Source organism: Streptomyces lydicus (assembly GCF_004125265.1).
GTDB classification, from domain to species: Bacteria; Actinomycetota; Actinomycetes; order Streptomycetales; family Streptomycetaceae; genus Streptomyces; species Streptomyces lydicus_C.
On the sequence record NZ_RDTE01000003.1, the window covers coordinates 6,655,559 to 6,668,290 of the forward strand.

At 69.3% G+C, this 12,732-nt stretch carries 13 protein-coding genes; 7 read left to right on the forward strand and 6 right to left on the reverse strand.

Annotated elements, in window-relative coordinates; translation table 11 throughout:
* Positions 1-40: 40 nt before the first annotated feature.
* Positions 41-247 carry a DUF397 domain-containing protein gene (locus tag D9V36_RS31820; protein WP_129296805.1) on the reverse strand — a complete coding sequence of 69 codons (207 nt, stop codon included), beginning with the start codon at positions 245-247 and terminating at the stop codon, positions 41-43.
* Positions 223-1,071: a helix-turn-helix domain-containing protein gene (locus D9V36_RS31825; protein ID WP_129298819.1), complete on the reverse strand. Its 849-nt coding sequence runs from the start codon at positions 1,069-1,071 to the stop codon at positions 223-225. The genes D9V36_RS31820 and D9V36_RS31825 overlap by 25 nt, the downstream gene beginning before the upstream one ends.
* A 128-nt stretch (positions 1,072-1,199) precedes the next feature.
* On the opposite strand from D9V36_RS31825, the gene D9V36_RS31830 reads away from it, so the two are divergent.
* On the forward strand, positions 1,200-1,574 hold the full coding sequence (locus D9V36_RS31830) for a hypothetical protein (RefSeq protein ID WP_206739756.1): 375 nt from the start codon (positions 1,200-1,202) through the stop codon (positions 1,572-1,574).
* A gap of 162 nt (positions 1,575-1,736) precedes the next feature.
* Positions 1,737-2,183 carry a DUF4430 domain-containing protein gene (locus D9V36_RS31835; protein WP_129296806.1) on the forward strand — a complete coding sequence of 149 codons (447 nt, stop codon included), beginning with the start codon at positions 1,737-1,739 and terminating at the stop codon, positions 2,181-2,183.
* Between the two features lie 336 nt (positions 2,184-2,519).
* Here the strand turns inward: D9V36_RS31835 and nadA are convergent, their stop codons facing one another.
* Positions 2,520-3,707, reverse strand: a complete 1,188-nt coding sequence (nadA, locus tag D9V36_RS31840; RefSeq protein ID WP_129296807.1) for a quinolinate synthase NadA — start codon at positions 3,705-3,707, stop codon at positions 2,520-2,522.
* A gap of 394 nt (positions 3,708-4,101) precedes the next feature.
* Here nadA and erpA point away from each other — a divergent pair, with 394 nt between their 5' ends.
* The gene (gene erpA / locus D9V36_RS31845; protein WP_006606077.1) at positions 4,102-4,455 is read left to right on the forward strand and encodes an iron-sulfur cluster insertion protein ErpA; all 354 of its coding nucleotides are present in this window, start codon (positions 4,102-4,104) and stop codon (positions 4,453-4,455) included.
* Between the two features lie 227 nt (positions 4,456-4,682).
* On the opposite strand, the gene D9V36_RS31850 is transcribed toward erpA, so the two are convergent.
* Together D9V36_RS31850 and D9V36_RS31855 are read right to left on the reverse strand one after the other, a co-directional pair.
* The gene (locus D9V36_RS31850; RefSeq protein WP_129296808.1) at positions 4,683-6,194 is read right to left on the reverse strand and encodes a hypothetical protein; all 1,512 of its coding nucleotides are present in this window, start codon (positions 6,192-6,194) and stop codon (positions 4,683-4,685) included.
* 126 nt (positions 6,195-6,320) lie between these two features.
* A complete protein-coding gene (locus D9V36_RS31855; RefSeq protein ID WP_129296809.1) occupies positions 6,321-6,548 on the reverse strand; it encodes a hypothetical protein in 228 nt (75 codons plus the stop codon).
* A 159-nt stretch (positions 6,549-6,707) separates the two neighbouring features.
* On the opposite strand from D9V36_RS31855, the gene D9V36_RS31860 reads away from it, so the two are divergent.
* Entirely contained in the window at positions 6,708-7,682 is a 975-nt protein-coding gene (locus tag D9V36_RS31860; protein WP_129296810.1) for a carbohydrate kinase family protein, read from the forward strand.
* Positions 7,683-7,693: 11 nt separating this feature from the next.
* On the opposite strand, the gene D9V36_RS31865 is transcribed toward D9V36_RS31860, so the two are convergent.
* Positions 7,694-9,184 (reverse strand): cysteine desulfurase/sulfurtransferase TusA family protein, encoded by a 1,491-nt coding sequence (locus D9V36_RS31865; protein ID WP_129296811.1) that lies wholly within the window; start codon positions 9,182-9,184, stop codon positions 7,694-7,696.
* 408 nt (positions 9,185-9,592) lie between these two features.
* Between D9V36_RS31865 and ctaC the strand changes: the two genes are divergently transcribed.
* The 3 genes from ctaC to D9V36_RS31880 are packed head-to-tail and all read left to right on the forward strand — an operon-like array spanning position 9,593 to position 12,683.
* On the forward strand, positions 9,593-10,555 hold the full coding sequence (gene ctaC / locus D9V36_RS31870; protein ID WP_164993079.1) for an aa3-type cytochrome oxidase subunit II: 963 nt from the start codon (positions 9,593-9,595) through the stop codon (positions 10,553-10,555).
* A complete protein-coding gene (gene ctaD / locus D9V36_RS31875) occupies positions 10,552-12,288 on the forward strand; it encodes an aa3-type cytochrome oxidase subunit I (protein ID WP_129296812.1) in 1,737 nt (578 codons plus the stop codon). The genes ctaC and ctaD overlap by 4 nt, the downstream gene beginning before the upstream one ends.
* Positions 12,285-12,683 carry a cytochrome c oxidase subunit 4 gene (locus D9V36_RS31880; protein WP_129296813.1) on the forward strand — a complete coding sequence of 133 codons (399 nt, stop codon included), beginning with the start codon at positions 12,285-12,287 and terminating at the stop codon, positions 12,681-12,683. The genes ctaD and D9V36_RS31880 overlap by 4 nt, the downstream gene beginning before the upstream one ends.
* Positions 12,684-12,732: the final 49 nt, after the last annotated feature.

The following is a 12,732-nucleotide window of genomic DNA, read 5'->3' on the forward strand; positions in this document are numbered from 1 at the left end:
TCCGTCCCGGTGGTGTGCCGGGACGGACCGAGCGGTGCGCCTAGCCCTGGTCCTTGAGGGAGTTCACGAAGCTGGTCCAGGCAGTGGCCGGGATGACGAGGGCCGGGCCGTGCGGGTTCTTGCTGTCGCGGACGGGGACGAGGCCGGGGAAGTCCGCGGCGACCTCGACGCATTCGCCACCATTGGAGTTGCTGTAGCTGCTCTTGTGCCAGTGGGCGGTGCTCAGGTCAACCGGGGCGTGTCGCATGGCCTGTGGTCCTCCATTGCCTTTCGGATCAGATCCGCCGACTCTGCGAGAGAGAGGGCGTTCGCGCGCAGTACCTCGTACTGCCGCCGCCGTTTGCTCACCATATCCGGGTCCTCGTACAGGTGACCGGCTTCAATGCCCTCTTCGTAGGCCATTGTTGACCCGTTGGCCAGTGTCAGCAGGGTCAGCGCGCCACCCATCAGCGCATGAAGTCCCTGGCGGAACGGCACCACCTGGATCTTGCAGTGCGGCGTATCCACCTGTTCCAGCAGCGAGGCCAACTGCTCGTACATCGCTGTTTCGCTGTCCAGCTCCCGGTAGAGCAGGGCCTCGTCGATGATGGCCCAGCGGAAGGGCGGTGCGTCCGAGCGCTGTCGCTCCTGCCGTGACATTCGGGCATTGACCCGTTGTTCGACCTGCTCCGCCGACAGACTCTCTTGACGGCTCAGAAAGGTGTGGGCGTACGCCCTGGTCTGGAGCAGCCCGGGTACCACCTGCCCGCCGTACTGCTCAATGACCACGGCCTGCGCCTCGAAGTCCATATAGCGCCGGTACTGATCCGGATGCGCCTCCCTCTTCGCCAGTTGGTACAGGCCGTGGAAGTGCTCCTCCGTGCCGAAGGCCGCGTCGAGTGCGGCGGGTAGTTCCGGGGGTGGCATCAGCTCCGCCGCCTCGACGCGCGCCAGTGTGCTCTTGCCGAAGTTGACGATGTTCGCCAGCTGCACCAGCGACAGCTTCGCGCGCTCGCGGTGGCGGCGCTGTTCGGCGCCGAAGAAGTGGCGTGCGGACAGGTACGGGGTCAGTTCCTTCGAGGTGAACTTCATATCCGTCAGCTCTCGGTCGTCCCAGCTCAACAGGCGGACGAGACACCTGCGTTGAGGCCATGTCCCACAGGGTGGCGATGGCGATACACACGGTAGTGAGAAGGGTCGATTCGAAGGAAGCGAGTCATATGTACGAGCGTTCGCCGTCACGGTGTTCGCCTCCGCGGCTGCTGCCGTGGACCAGGCCGGACGGTGCCCCGTGCTACCTGAGCACGGACAACCCCGACAGCCCCCTTTCCCTGCTGGCCGACCAGGCCGAGGACGAGCTGATCGAAGCCGCCGAGGCCCTGCTGGACGAGACCGGGCCCCTGCCCGCCGTACGGGGCACCGACTCCCGGGAGCTGTGCCCGACGTCCGCCGTACTCCACCAGGCGCTGCGGGACGTATTACGGATCGCCGTCAGCCGGGGCGACCGCCTGCCGGAGCCGTGCGACCACGGGGAGACCAGACTGTGCGAGGGCCGGACCTGCTGCCGGGCCTGCCGTCAGCAGATCTATCTGTAGAGCGGAGAAGGAGTCCGTGACGATCCGTCTGCGGCCCGGGCGGCACACGCAATTGGCGGCACACGCAGGTGGGCGCACACATTCGGCCGCGCACCTCTCGCCGCTCGCGCAGGCCGGTGGTTTTGTGGCGGGTGGAGCTGGACCGACGAAAGGTGAGCAACCGTGCCGTCCGCGCTGGCCCGCAGGGCCACCCCCGTCATCGCGCTCGGGCTGGGCCTCGCCCTGGCTCTCGCGGTGCCGCCGCCCGCCCTCGCTTCCCCGGGAGACGTCCGGGTCCGCGTCGGCGTCACCGGCGGCCCCTACACCGCCAGCGTGGGACTCGTCTTCACAGGACCGCGCACCCTCTTCGGCGGTTTCTACTGCGCCGCCGACGGCCTCTCGCCCACGCCCCTCACGGCCCTGGTCGACGCCGACGAGCAGTACGGCCTCGGCGGCGTAAAGGCGCGCTGGGACACCAAAGCCCAGGATTTCGTCGTCACCGAGATCCACGGCGACGTCGCCGAGGGCAAGAAGAAGTGGAACGCGTACGTGAACGAGGAAAAGATCAAGAAGGGCCCCTGCCACACCGCGATCAAGAGTGGCGACAAGGTCCGCTGGACCCTCGAATAACCGCCAAGCAGGTAGGGCAGACGGCCCGCCCCCACCCACGGAAACACATCCCCACCCACGGGAGGGGACGGGCCGGAGGGGCAGGGGTGTGGGACGTAAAGCGAAGCAGTCCCACACCCCTGCCCCGGAGGCCCGTCACCGCACCCACAGCCCCGCGCAGCGGACCCCGCCCGCCGCCAGGCGCCACGGTGGGAAAGCCAAAAACGGGCCGCGGCAAAGCGCAGCGCACCGCCCCGCGCAGCGGACCTGGCCCGCCGCAGGCGCCACGCCGGGCGCACCGCGCAGCGGGCGAAAAACGGCGAGCAACAACCACGGCGGGAAAGCCGAAAACGTGGGCTACGGCAACGCCAGCATCCGCTCGAGAGCCAGCTTCGCGAAGCTCTCCGTCTCGGCGTCGACCTGGATCCGGTTGACGACCTTCCCGGCGGCCAGCGACTCCAGGGCCCACACCAGGTGCGGGAGGTCGATGCGGTTCATCGTCGAGCAGAAGCAGACCGTCTTGTCGAGGAAGACGATCTCCTTGTCCTCCGCGGCGAAGCGGTTGGCCAGCCGGCGGACCAGGTTGAGCTCGGTGCCGATGGCCCACTTCGAGCCGCGCGGGGCGGCCTCCAGCGCCTTGATGATGTACTCCGTCGAGCCGACGTAGTCCGCCGCCGCCACGACCTCGTGCTTGCACTCGGGGTGGACGAGGACGTTGACGCCCGGGATGCGGGCGCGCACGTCGTTGACCGACTCCAGCGAGAAGCGGCCGTGCACCGAGCAGTGGCCGCGCCACAGGATCATCTTCGCGGCCCGCAGCTCCTCGGTGGTCAGGCCGCCGTTCGGCTTGTGCGGGTTGTAGACCACACAGTCGTCCAGGGACAGGCCCATGTCGCGGACGGCGGTGTTGCGGCCCAGGTGCTGGTCGGGCAGGAACAGCACCTTCTCGCCCTGCTCGAAGGCCCAGTCCAGCGCCCGCTTGGCGTTGGAGGACGTACAGATCGTGCCACCGTGCTTGCCGGTGAAGGCCTTGATGTCGGCCGAGGAGTTCATGTACGAGACGGGGACGACCTGCTCGGCGACGCCGGCCTCGGTGAGCACGTCCCAGCACTCGGCGACCTGCTCGGCGGTGGCCATATCGGCCATCGAGCAGCCGGCGGCGAGGTCGGGGAGGATGACCTGCTGGTCGTCGCCGGTGAGGATGTCCGCGGCCTCCGCCATGAAGTGGACACCGCAGAAGACGATGTACTCGGCGTCCGGCCGGGCGGCGGCGTCCCGCGCGAGCTTGAAGGAGTCGCCGGTCACATCGGCGAACTCGATGACCTCGTCGCGCTGGTAGTGGTGCCCGAGGACGAAGACCTTGTCCCCGAGCTTCGCCTTGGCAGCGCGGGCGCGCTCGACGAGGTCGGGGTCCGACGGGGCCGGCAGGTCGCCGGGGCACTCCACACCGCGCTCGCTCTTCGGGTCGGCCTCACGGCCGAGGAGGAGCAGGGCCAGCGGGGTCGGCTGGACGTCCAGGGGCTGGGCGGTGGTCACAACACGCACCCTCTCTTTTCTTCGATGAGCGCGGCGCAGCCGCATCCGTGGGAGCCGGTGTGTCCACCGGGAGCCTTTTCGTCTATATGACGCTATCTATCATAGCCGCTTCACGTCACTTTGACGATGGCCATTGTGTCGATGTGACGCATCAGCACCCCCGTCCTCACCCCGTCCTCGCCCCGTCCTCGCCCCCGGCGGTCCGCCGTGTGCGGTCGGCCACGTGTTCCCGGCGGCCGGTGTGCGAGCATGAGGAGAGAACAAGGCGAGAGGCTCGCCCGGACGGTGTCCGGAAACCGGCTTCTCGGCAATTCGCGCCCAGCCGGAATTAATCCGGGACGTCGCCGGTTGCAGCTGGTTGCATCCGATGACAAGCGGTCCGTACAACCCGGGAGAGATGTAGATGAGCGTTCAGGACGAGACCACCGTCAGCGACGGCATCATCCTGTCCGACGCGGCCGCGTCGAAGGTCAAGAGCCTGCTGGAGCAGGAAGGCCGGGACGACCTCGCCCTGCGGGTGGCCGTTCAGCCCGGCGGCTGCTCCGGTCTGCGCTACCAGCTCTTCTTCGACGAGCGTTCGCTCGACGGCGATGTCGTCAAGGACTTCGACGGTGTCAAGGTCGTCACCGACCGGATGAGCGCCCCCTACCTGGGCGGTGCCTCCATCGACTTCGTCGACACCATCGAGAAGCAGGGCTTCACGATCGACAACCCGAACGCCACCGGCTCCTGCGCCTGCGGCGACTCCTTCAGCTAAGGAGCGCGGGCTCCGGCTGAAGACCACGGGCTCCGGCGACGGAGCACGGACCCTCAGCCGAGGAGCACGGCAGTAGCTCGTCGAAAGGCGGCGCCCCCCCGAGTGGGGGAGCGCCGCCTTTCGTTTTCCCGCCTCCGTGCTGCCGGTCGCGCCGACCGGTGCCACCGAGGCGCCCGCACCGCGTCCGGCTCACCGCCCGGGCACGGACTCACCGCCCGGGCGCAAACTCACCGCTTGGGCACGGACTCGCCGGTCGACACATCGACCACCTTCCGGCCGTCCAGCGGCTTCTGCAGCGTCACGGTCTTGGTGAACTCCTTGGCGATCTTCACGCAGACCTGGCCCGGCTTCTTGTCCTTGCCGGTGACCTTGGTCTTCACGGTGTTGCCGGACTCCTCGGCGCTCACCGAGTAGACACTGCACACCCCGCCCCAGAAGTGCACCGTCAGCTTCTTGCCGCCGTCACCCACGTCGTACGACTCCAGGGCCATCGCCCCGGGCTTGCCGGACGGCTTCGTCGCGCTCGGCGACCCGCCGCCGCCCCGGTGGGCCAGGTACTTCGGGTTCACCGCCGGGTGCGCGATCGTCGAGGTGTCGTCCGGGCCGTTGCCCGGCTGGCGCACCTTGTACAGCCACGACGGCACCAGCGCCTGCCCGCCGTCCACGTACTGCACCGAGAGGCCGAAGACGGCGCCGGTCACGTCCGACGGCTGCTGTGCCTTCGTCGGCGCCGGCTCGCACGGGGCTATCCCGCCGCCCTTGCCCCCCTTGTCGTCCTTGCCGCCCTTGTCACCGGGCGCCGAGGGGCAGCCGGCCGGTGTGCGGCCCTCGCCCTCGTTCAGCCGGTCCAGCGTCTTGTCGGCGTTCAGCACCGGATAGACCGCGCCCTTGGCCGGGTTCGCCAACTGGCCGCTGCCGCCGACCACCTGGCCGTCCGAGCCGACCTGGAGGTCGCTCTGCCAGCCGTACGTCGGCAGCCCGCCGAGCACCGGATTCGCGCTGACGATCCGCACCGCGCCGGACAGCCCGCCCGCGTCGAGCCGGGCATTCTCCTGGCCGAGCGCCTTCAGCACCGGCCGCACGGCCTTCTCGGCCTTCTCCGGCGACACCGCGCCCTTGCTGTCGTCCTCGGTCGTGACGTCCCCGCCGCCGCGGTACGAAGGACAGCCGGGCCGGCCTGACGGCGCCGCGCCGGCGGCCTGGTCCTTGCCGCCCTTCGGGGAGGCGGGCAGGGCACAGTTCGTGCCGCCCGGCGTGCCGTACTGCGAGTACGTCCAGGCGCCCGAGCCGGACTTCTTCACCTCCAGGACGGGGCTGCGGGCGTCGCGTGTCAGCCCGCCGACCTTCCAGGAGGTGCCCTCCGAGCGCACCTTTCCGGACACGTCCAGCGCCTTCGCCAGCCGTTCCACCGACTCGCGGCTGATCTCGCCCTTGGGGCGGTACACCGGCGCGGACGCCGGACCGCCGGGCAGCTGCTTCACCGCCCGGTACTTCGCGCCCTGGGGGTTGGGCTCGCCGGCCGCGATCGAGCCGCCGCCGGTGTAGCCGTCGAGCGCCAGCGGTGGCGGGTCGCCCTTGGCCGCTGAACCCGCGCCTTCGTTGCCGGTCGCGGACGAGACCCAGTACGCCGCGCCGCCCCCGGCGAGAAGTACCGCCGCGGCCATCGAGGCGACCACCATGGGGGTGCGCCGCCTGCGCTCCTTGGGGTTCGGGGTGTCGGTGGTGTCCTCGGTGTTCACCGCATCGCTCCTTCGGCTCCGCTGAACATCTGACGTGCCATCCTCCGTGAGGTGACGCCGATGGGACGGAGCGGGGGTGGATACGGTTCCGCTCGGGCGGCCGGTCAGCCGCCGTACCGGGACATTTCAGTCGCCGTACTCGGACATTCCGTCCACGAGCGCGGCCGAACGGGAGGGGACCTCGACGCCGTGCAGATCGGCGGCGCGTCCCGGCGCGGGCGCGGATCGCCGCCCGGACGTCCACCGGTCCGCCATCCGTGCGCAGTCGCCGCGCAGCTCGTCGAGCGATTCGGGGTCCTGCGCGGCGGGCGAGACGCCCTCACGCGGTGTGACGGCTTTCACAGGTTTGGTCATAGGGGCACCGTACGCAGCCATATAGCGACGAGAAAGACCTACTATTGGGTAGTTTCAGCCATTCCAAGTGTCCGGGATGACCGGGTGGCACGCGACCCCTGCAGGTAGCGTGGCTACACGTCAGCCCGCCCCTACGCCTTCCGCAGGAGCAGACCCGTCGTGCGTATCGCAGTCACCGGCTCCATCGCCACCGACCACCTGATGACCTTCCCCGGCCGCTTCGCCGATCAGTTGGTCGCCGACCAGCTGCATACGGTCTCCCTCTCGTTCCTGGTCGACGAGCTCGACGTCCGCCGCGGCGGCGTCGCCGCCAACATCTGCTTCGGCATGGGCCAGCTCGGCACCGAGCCGATCCTGGTCGGTGCCGCCGGCAACGACTTCGAGGAGTACCGCGCCTGGCTCGACCGCCACGGCGTCGACACCCGCTCCGTCCGCATCTCCGAGGTGCTGCACACCGCGCGCTTCGTGTGCACCACCGACGCCGACCACAACCAGATCGGCTCGTTCTACACCGGCGCGATGAGCGAGGCCCGGCTGATCGAGCTGCAGCACGTGGCCGAGCGGGTCGGCGGCCTGGACCTCGTCGTGATCGGCGCGGACGACCCCGAGGCGATGATCCGGCACACCGAGGAGTGCCGGACCCGCGGTATCCCCTTCGGTGCCGACTTCTCCCAGCAGATCGCCCGGATGGACGGCGACGCCATCCGCACTCTCCTGGCGGACGCGGCCTACCTCTTCTCCAACGAATACGAGAAGGGCCTGATCGAGTCCAAGACGGGCTGGACCGACGAGGAGATCCTGGCCAAGGTCGGCACCCGCGTCACCACCCTCGGCGCCAACGGCGTCCGCATCGAGCGGGTCGGCGAGCCGGTCATCGAGGTCGGCGTCCCGGAGGAGAACGTCAAGGCCGACCCCACCGGCGTCGGCGACGCCTTCCGGGCCGGCTTCCTGTCCGGTCTGGCCTGGGGCGTCGGCCTGGAGCGCGCCGCCCAGATCGGCTGCATGCTGGCGACGCTGGTCATCGAGACCGTCGGCACCCAGGAGTACGAGCTGCACCGCAGCCACTTCATGGACCGCTTCACCAAGGCCTACGGCGACGAGGCTGCGGCCGAGGTCCAGCAGCACCTGGCCTGAGAGGCCCGGTTTCAGGCGCGGCGCCGCACGACGTAGGCGGCGCCGCGCTCGGCCGCCCGCTCGCCCACGTACTCCTGGTCGCGCATGGTGCACCAGGCCGGGATGTCCTGCCGGGCGGCCTCGTCGTCGGAGAGCACCGTCACCGTCCCGCCGACCGGCACCTCGCCGATCACCTTCGCCAGCTCGATGACCGGGATGGGGCAGCGCTTGCCCAGCGAGTCGACGACCAGCCCGGCGGGCTCGGCAGCATCGGCGGGTTCGGTGGCATCCCCGGGCCCAGCGGCATCCCCGGCTCCGGCGGCCTCGGTGGTCTCCCCGGCCCCCGCAGTCTCGGCAGTCTCCCCGGCCCCGGCGGTCTCCCCGGCCCCCGCCGCCGGGACACCCAGCCGCTCCCGCACCGCGCGCACCACCCGCGGCAGCACCTCCAAGAAGCGCTCCACGTCCGCCTCGGCAGTGCCATACGGCAGCGAGACCCGGACATTCCCCTCGGACAGCACACCCATCGCCCGCAGCACATGGCTCGGCGTCAGGGTGCTGGAGGTGCACGACGATCCGGACGACACCGAGAAACCCGCCCGGTCGAGCTCGTGCAGCAGGGCCTCTCCGTCGACATAGAGACAGGAGAAGGTGACGAGATGGGGGAGGCGGTTCACCGGATCGCCGACCACCTCCACGTCCGGGACCAGCTGAGGCACCCGTGTCCTGATCCGGTCCACCAGCCGCCGCAGCCGCGCTGCCTCGTCCCCGGTCTCCGCGCGCAGCGCCCGCAGGGACGCCGCCGCGGCCACGACGGCGGGGATGTTCTCGAAGCCCGCACTGCGGCCCGACTCCCGCTCGTCCCGCGGCCCCTGGGGCGCGAACCGGGTCCCCTTGCGGACGGCGAGCAGCCCCACGCCGGGCGGTCCGCCCCATTTGTGGGCACTCGCCGTCAGCAGCGACCAGGCGCCGGGCACCGGCCCCCACGGCAGCGACTGCGCGGCGTCCACCAGGAGGGGGACGCCCGCCTCCCGGCAGAGCGCGGCCACCTCCTCGACCGGTTGTGCGGTTCCCACCTCGTGGTTGGCGGACTGGAGGGCGACCAGCGCGGTGTCCGGGCCGAGCGCGGCGGCCACCTCGCCGGGCGCCACCCGGCCCGTACGGTCCACGGCCAGCTCCGCGCTGCTGCCGCCGGCCGCCTCGTGGACCTCGGCGGCGTGCAGGACACAGGAGTGCTCCACGGCGGAGTACAGCAGCCGGCGGCCGGACCGCCGGCGGGCCGCGAGTGCGCCGGAAACCCCCGTATGTACCGCCTGCGTCCCCGAAGGGGTGAAAACCAGTTCGTCGGGGCGGCAGCCCACGGCCCCGGCCGCGGCCTCCCGCGCGGCGTCCAGCAGCAGCCGGGCGCGCCGCCCCTCCCGGTAGAGGCGGGCCGGGTCGGCCCAGCCCTCGTCGAGCGAGGCGAGCAGGGCCTCGCGGGCGACCGGATGCAGGGGGGCGGCCGACGCCGCGTCGAAATAGGGCACGTACGAGACGTTAGTCCTCCGGCTCGGGGCCGGGGGCGGCCCCGGCCCCGCCGTGCGGCGGCGCACGGCTCCCGGGTGCGGCCGGCGGGTGGGGGAGCCCCCGGTCGACCTCCCCGGGAAGGCCCCCGGCCAGCATGCGCGGGCCCGGCCGGGCGCGGCGTCAGATGCCTGGTGGAAGCGGGTATTCGGCCGGTATCCGGGGGTTCGGCGGGCGCCTCCCGGAAGCCCTGGCCACCCCTTAGGGGTGCGTCGCGGCGCGTTGGGCACCCTCCCCGCGCGACCCCAAATAGCGTCCAGTAAGGTTTGGCCCGCATAAACATCCAAACCCCTGCCCGACGCAGGGCGGCGACCGACCAGCGAGTAAGGCCGCAGCCGACCGCGCGGGCGAGACTCTCGGGAAGGCGCTACGTGAGTCCCAACGGCTCCGACCGCTCGTCGCGGCGCCCGATGCGGCGGAAGCTGCCGCAGGTGCTTGCTGCGGGCCTGGTCCTGGCGACCGCTACTGGTTGCACATATAAGGACTTCCCCCGCCTCGGCATGCCAACGCCCGTCACCGACGAGGCGCCGCGGATCCTCTCTCTTTGGCAGGGCTCCTGGGCCGCCGCCCTCGCAACGGGCGTGCTGGTCTGGGGCCTGATCATCTGGAGCGTGATCTTCCACCGCCGCAGCAGGTCCAAGGTGGAGGTCCCCCCGCAGACGCGGTACAACATGCCGATCGAGGCGTTGTACACGATCGTCCCGTTCATCATCATCGCGGTGCTGTTCTACTTCACCGCGCGCGATGAGAGCGCAATCCTCAAGACCTCCAAGAAGCCCGACCACATCGTCAACGTGGTCGGCTTCCAGTGGAGCTGGGCGTTCAACTACCTGGAGAACGTGGACGGCAAGAAGTCGACCTCGAACATCAACTCCAGCGCACTGGACGGGATCCCGACCAAGTGGAAGAAGGGCGCTCCGGCCGGTGCCGACGGCGTCTACGACTCGGGCACCCCGGGCGAGCGCAACCCGCAGACCGGCAACCCGGGCCCGACCCTGTGGCTGCCGAAGGGCGAGACCGTCCAGTTCGTGCTGACCTCTCGTGACGTCATCCACTCCTTCTGGGTGGTGCCCTTCCTGATGAAGCAGGACGTCATCCCGGGCCACACCAACGTCTTCGAGGTGACCCCCAACAAGGAGGGCACCTTCATGGGCAAGTGCGCCGAGCTCTGCGGAGTCGACCACTCCCGGATGCTCTTCAACGTCAAGGTCGTCTCCCCTGAGCGGTACCGGGAGCACCTGAAGGACCTGGCGAAGAAGGGCCAGACCGGATACCTGCCGTCGGGCATCGCGCAGACGGATCACGCCAGGAATGCGGAGACCAAGAACCAGTGAGCATCCTCAACGAACCTCAGGGTGCCGCCGCCGATAAGGCTCCGGCAGCACCGCCCGTACGCAAGAAGCAACCCGGCATCGCCGTGGTGAAGTGGATGACGACCACTGACCACAAGACCATCGGCACGATGTACCTGGTCACGTCGTTCGCATTCTTCTGCGTCGGCGGACTGATGGCGCTGCTGATGCGCGCCGAGCTCGCTCGTCCCGGCACGCAGATCATGTCGAACGAGCAGTTCAACCAGGCGTTCACGATGCACGGCACGATCATGCTGCTGATGTTCGCGACGCCGCTGTTCGCCGGCTTCGCGAACTGGATCATGCCGCTGCAGATCGGCGCGCCCGACGTGGCGTTCCCGCGGCTGAACATGTTCGCCTACTGGCTGTACCTCTTCGGCTCGCTGATCGCGGTGGCCGGCTTCCTCACCCCGCAGGGTGCGGCGGACTTCGGCTGGTTCGCGTACTCGCCGCTCTCGGACGCGGTGCGTTCGCCGGGCGTCGGCGCGGACATGTGGATCATGGGTCTGGCCTTCTCGGGCTTCGGCACGATCCTCGGTTCGGTCAACTTCATCACGACGATCATCTGCATGCGGGCTCCCGGCATGACGATGTTCCGGATGCCGATTTTCACCTGGAATGTGCTGCTGACCGGTGTGCTGGTCCTGCTGGCCTTCCCGGTGCTGGCGGCGGCGCTGTTCGCGCTGGAGGCGGACCGTAAATTCGGGGCGCATGTCTTCGATGCCGCGAATGGCGGGGCGTTGCTCTGGCAGCATCTTTTCTGGTTCTTCGGTCATCCAGAGGTGTACATCATCGCTTTGCCGTTCTTCGGCATCATTTCCGAGGTCATTCCGGTGTTCTCCCGGAAGCCGATGTTCGGTTACATGGGTCTGATTGCGGCGACGGTGTCGATTGCCGGTCTGTCGGTCACGGTGTGGGCGCACCACATGTATGTGACGGGCGGTGTGCTGTTGCCGTTCTTCTCGTTCATGACGTTCCTGATCGCGGTGCCGACCGGTGTGAAGTTCTTCAACTGGATCGGCACGATGTGGAAGGGCTCGCTGTCCTTCGAGACGCCGATGCTGTGGACGATCGGCTTCCTGATCACCTTCACCTTCGGTGGTCTGACCGGTGTCATCCTGGCGTCGCCGCCGATGGACTTCCATGTCTCGGACTCGTACTTCGTGGTGGCGCACTTCCACTACGTGGTGTTCGGTACGGTCGTCTTCGCGATGTTCGCGGGCTTCCACTTCTGGTGGCCGAAGTTCACCGGCAAGATGCTGGACGAGCGGCTGGGCAAGATCACCTTCTGGACGTTGTTCGTGGGCTTCCACGGCACCTTCCTCGTCCAGCACTGGCTGGGCGCCGAGGGCATGCCGCGGCGTTACGCGGACTACCTCGCGGCCGACGGCTACACGACGCTGAACACCATCTCGACGATCAGCTCGTTCCTGCTGGGCCTGTCGATCCTGCCGTTCCTCTACAACGTCTGGAAGACGGCGAAGTACGGCGAGAAGATCGAGGTCGACGACCCGTGGGGCTACGGCCGCTCGCTGGAGTGGGCGACGTCCTGCCCGCCGCCGCGGCACAACTTCCTCACCCTGCCGCGCATTCGCTCCGAATCCCCGGCGTTCGATCTGCACCACCCGGAGATCGCAGCCCTCGACGCGCTGCACAACGGCCGTGTGTCCGAGGATGACAAGGCCCTCGCCGGCGGCAAGGAGGCGGGCAAGTGAAGATCCAGGGCAAGATGTTCATCTGGCTCTCCGTCTTCGTCCTCCTCATGGCGATCGTCTATGGGGTCTGGTCGAAGGAGCCCGCGGGTACCACCGCACTGTTCCTCGCCTTCGGCCTGTGCATCATGGTCGGCTACTACCTGGCCTTCACGGCCCGGCGGGTCGACGCGGGTGCCCAGGACAACGAGAACGCCGAGGTCTCGGACGACGCCGGTGAGCTGGGCTTCTTCAGCCCGCACAGCTGGCAGCCGCTGTCCCTGGCCGTCGGTGGCGCGCTCGCCTTCCTGGGCGTGGTCTTCGGCTGGTGGCTGCTGTACTTCTCGGCCCCGGTGATCCTCGTCGGCCTCTTCGGCTGGGTCTTCGAGTACTACCGCGGCGAGAACCGCACGCAGTAACCACGGCGCAGGACGCCACGGCGGGCCCGGACACCTCAACAGGTGTCCG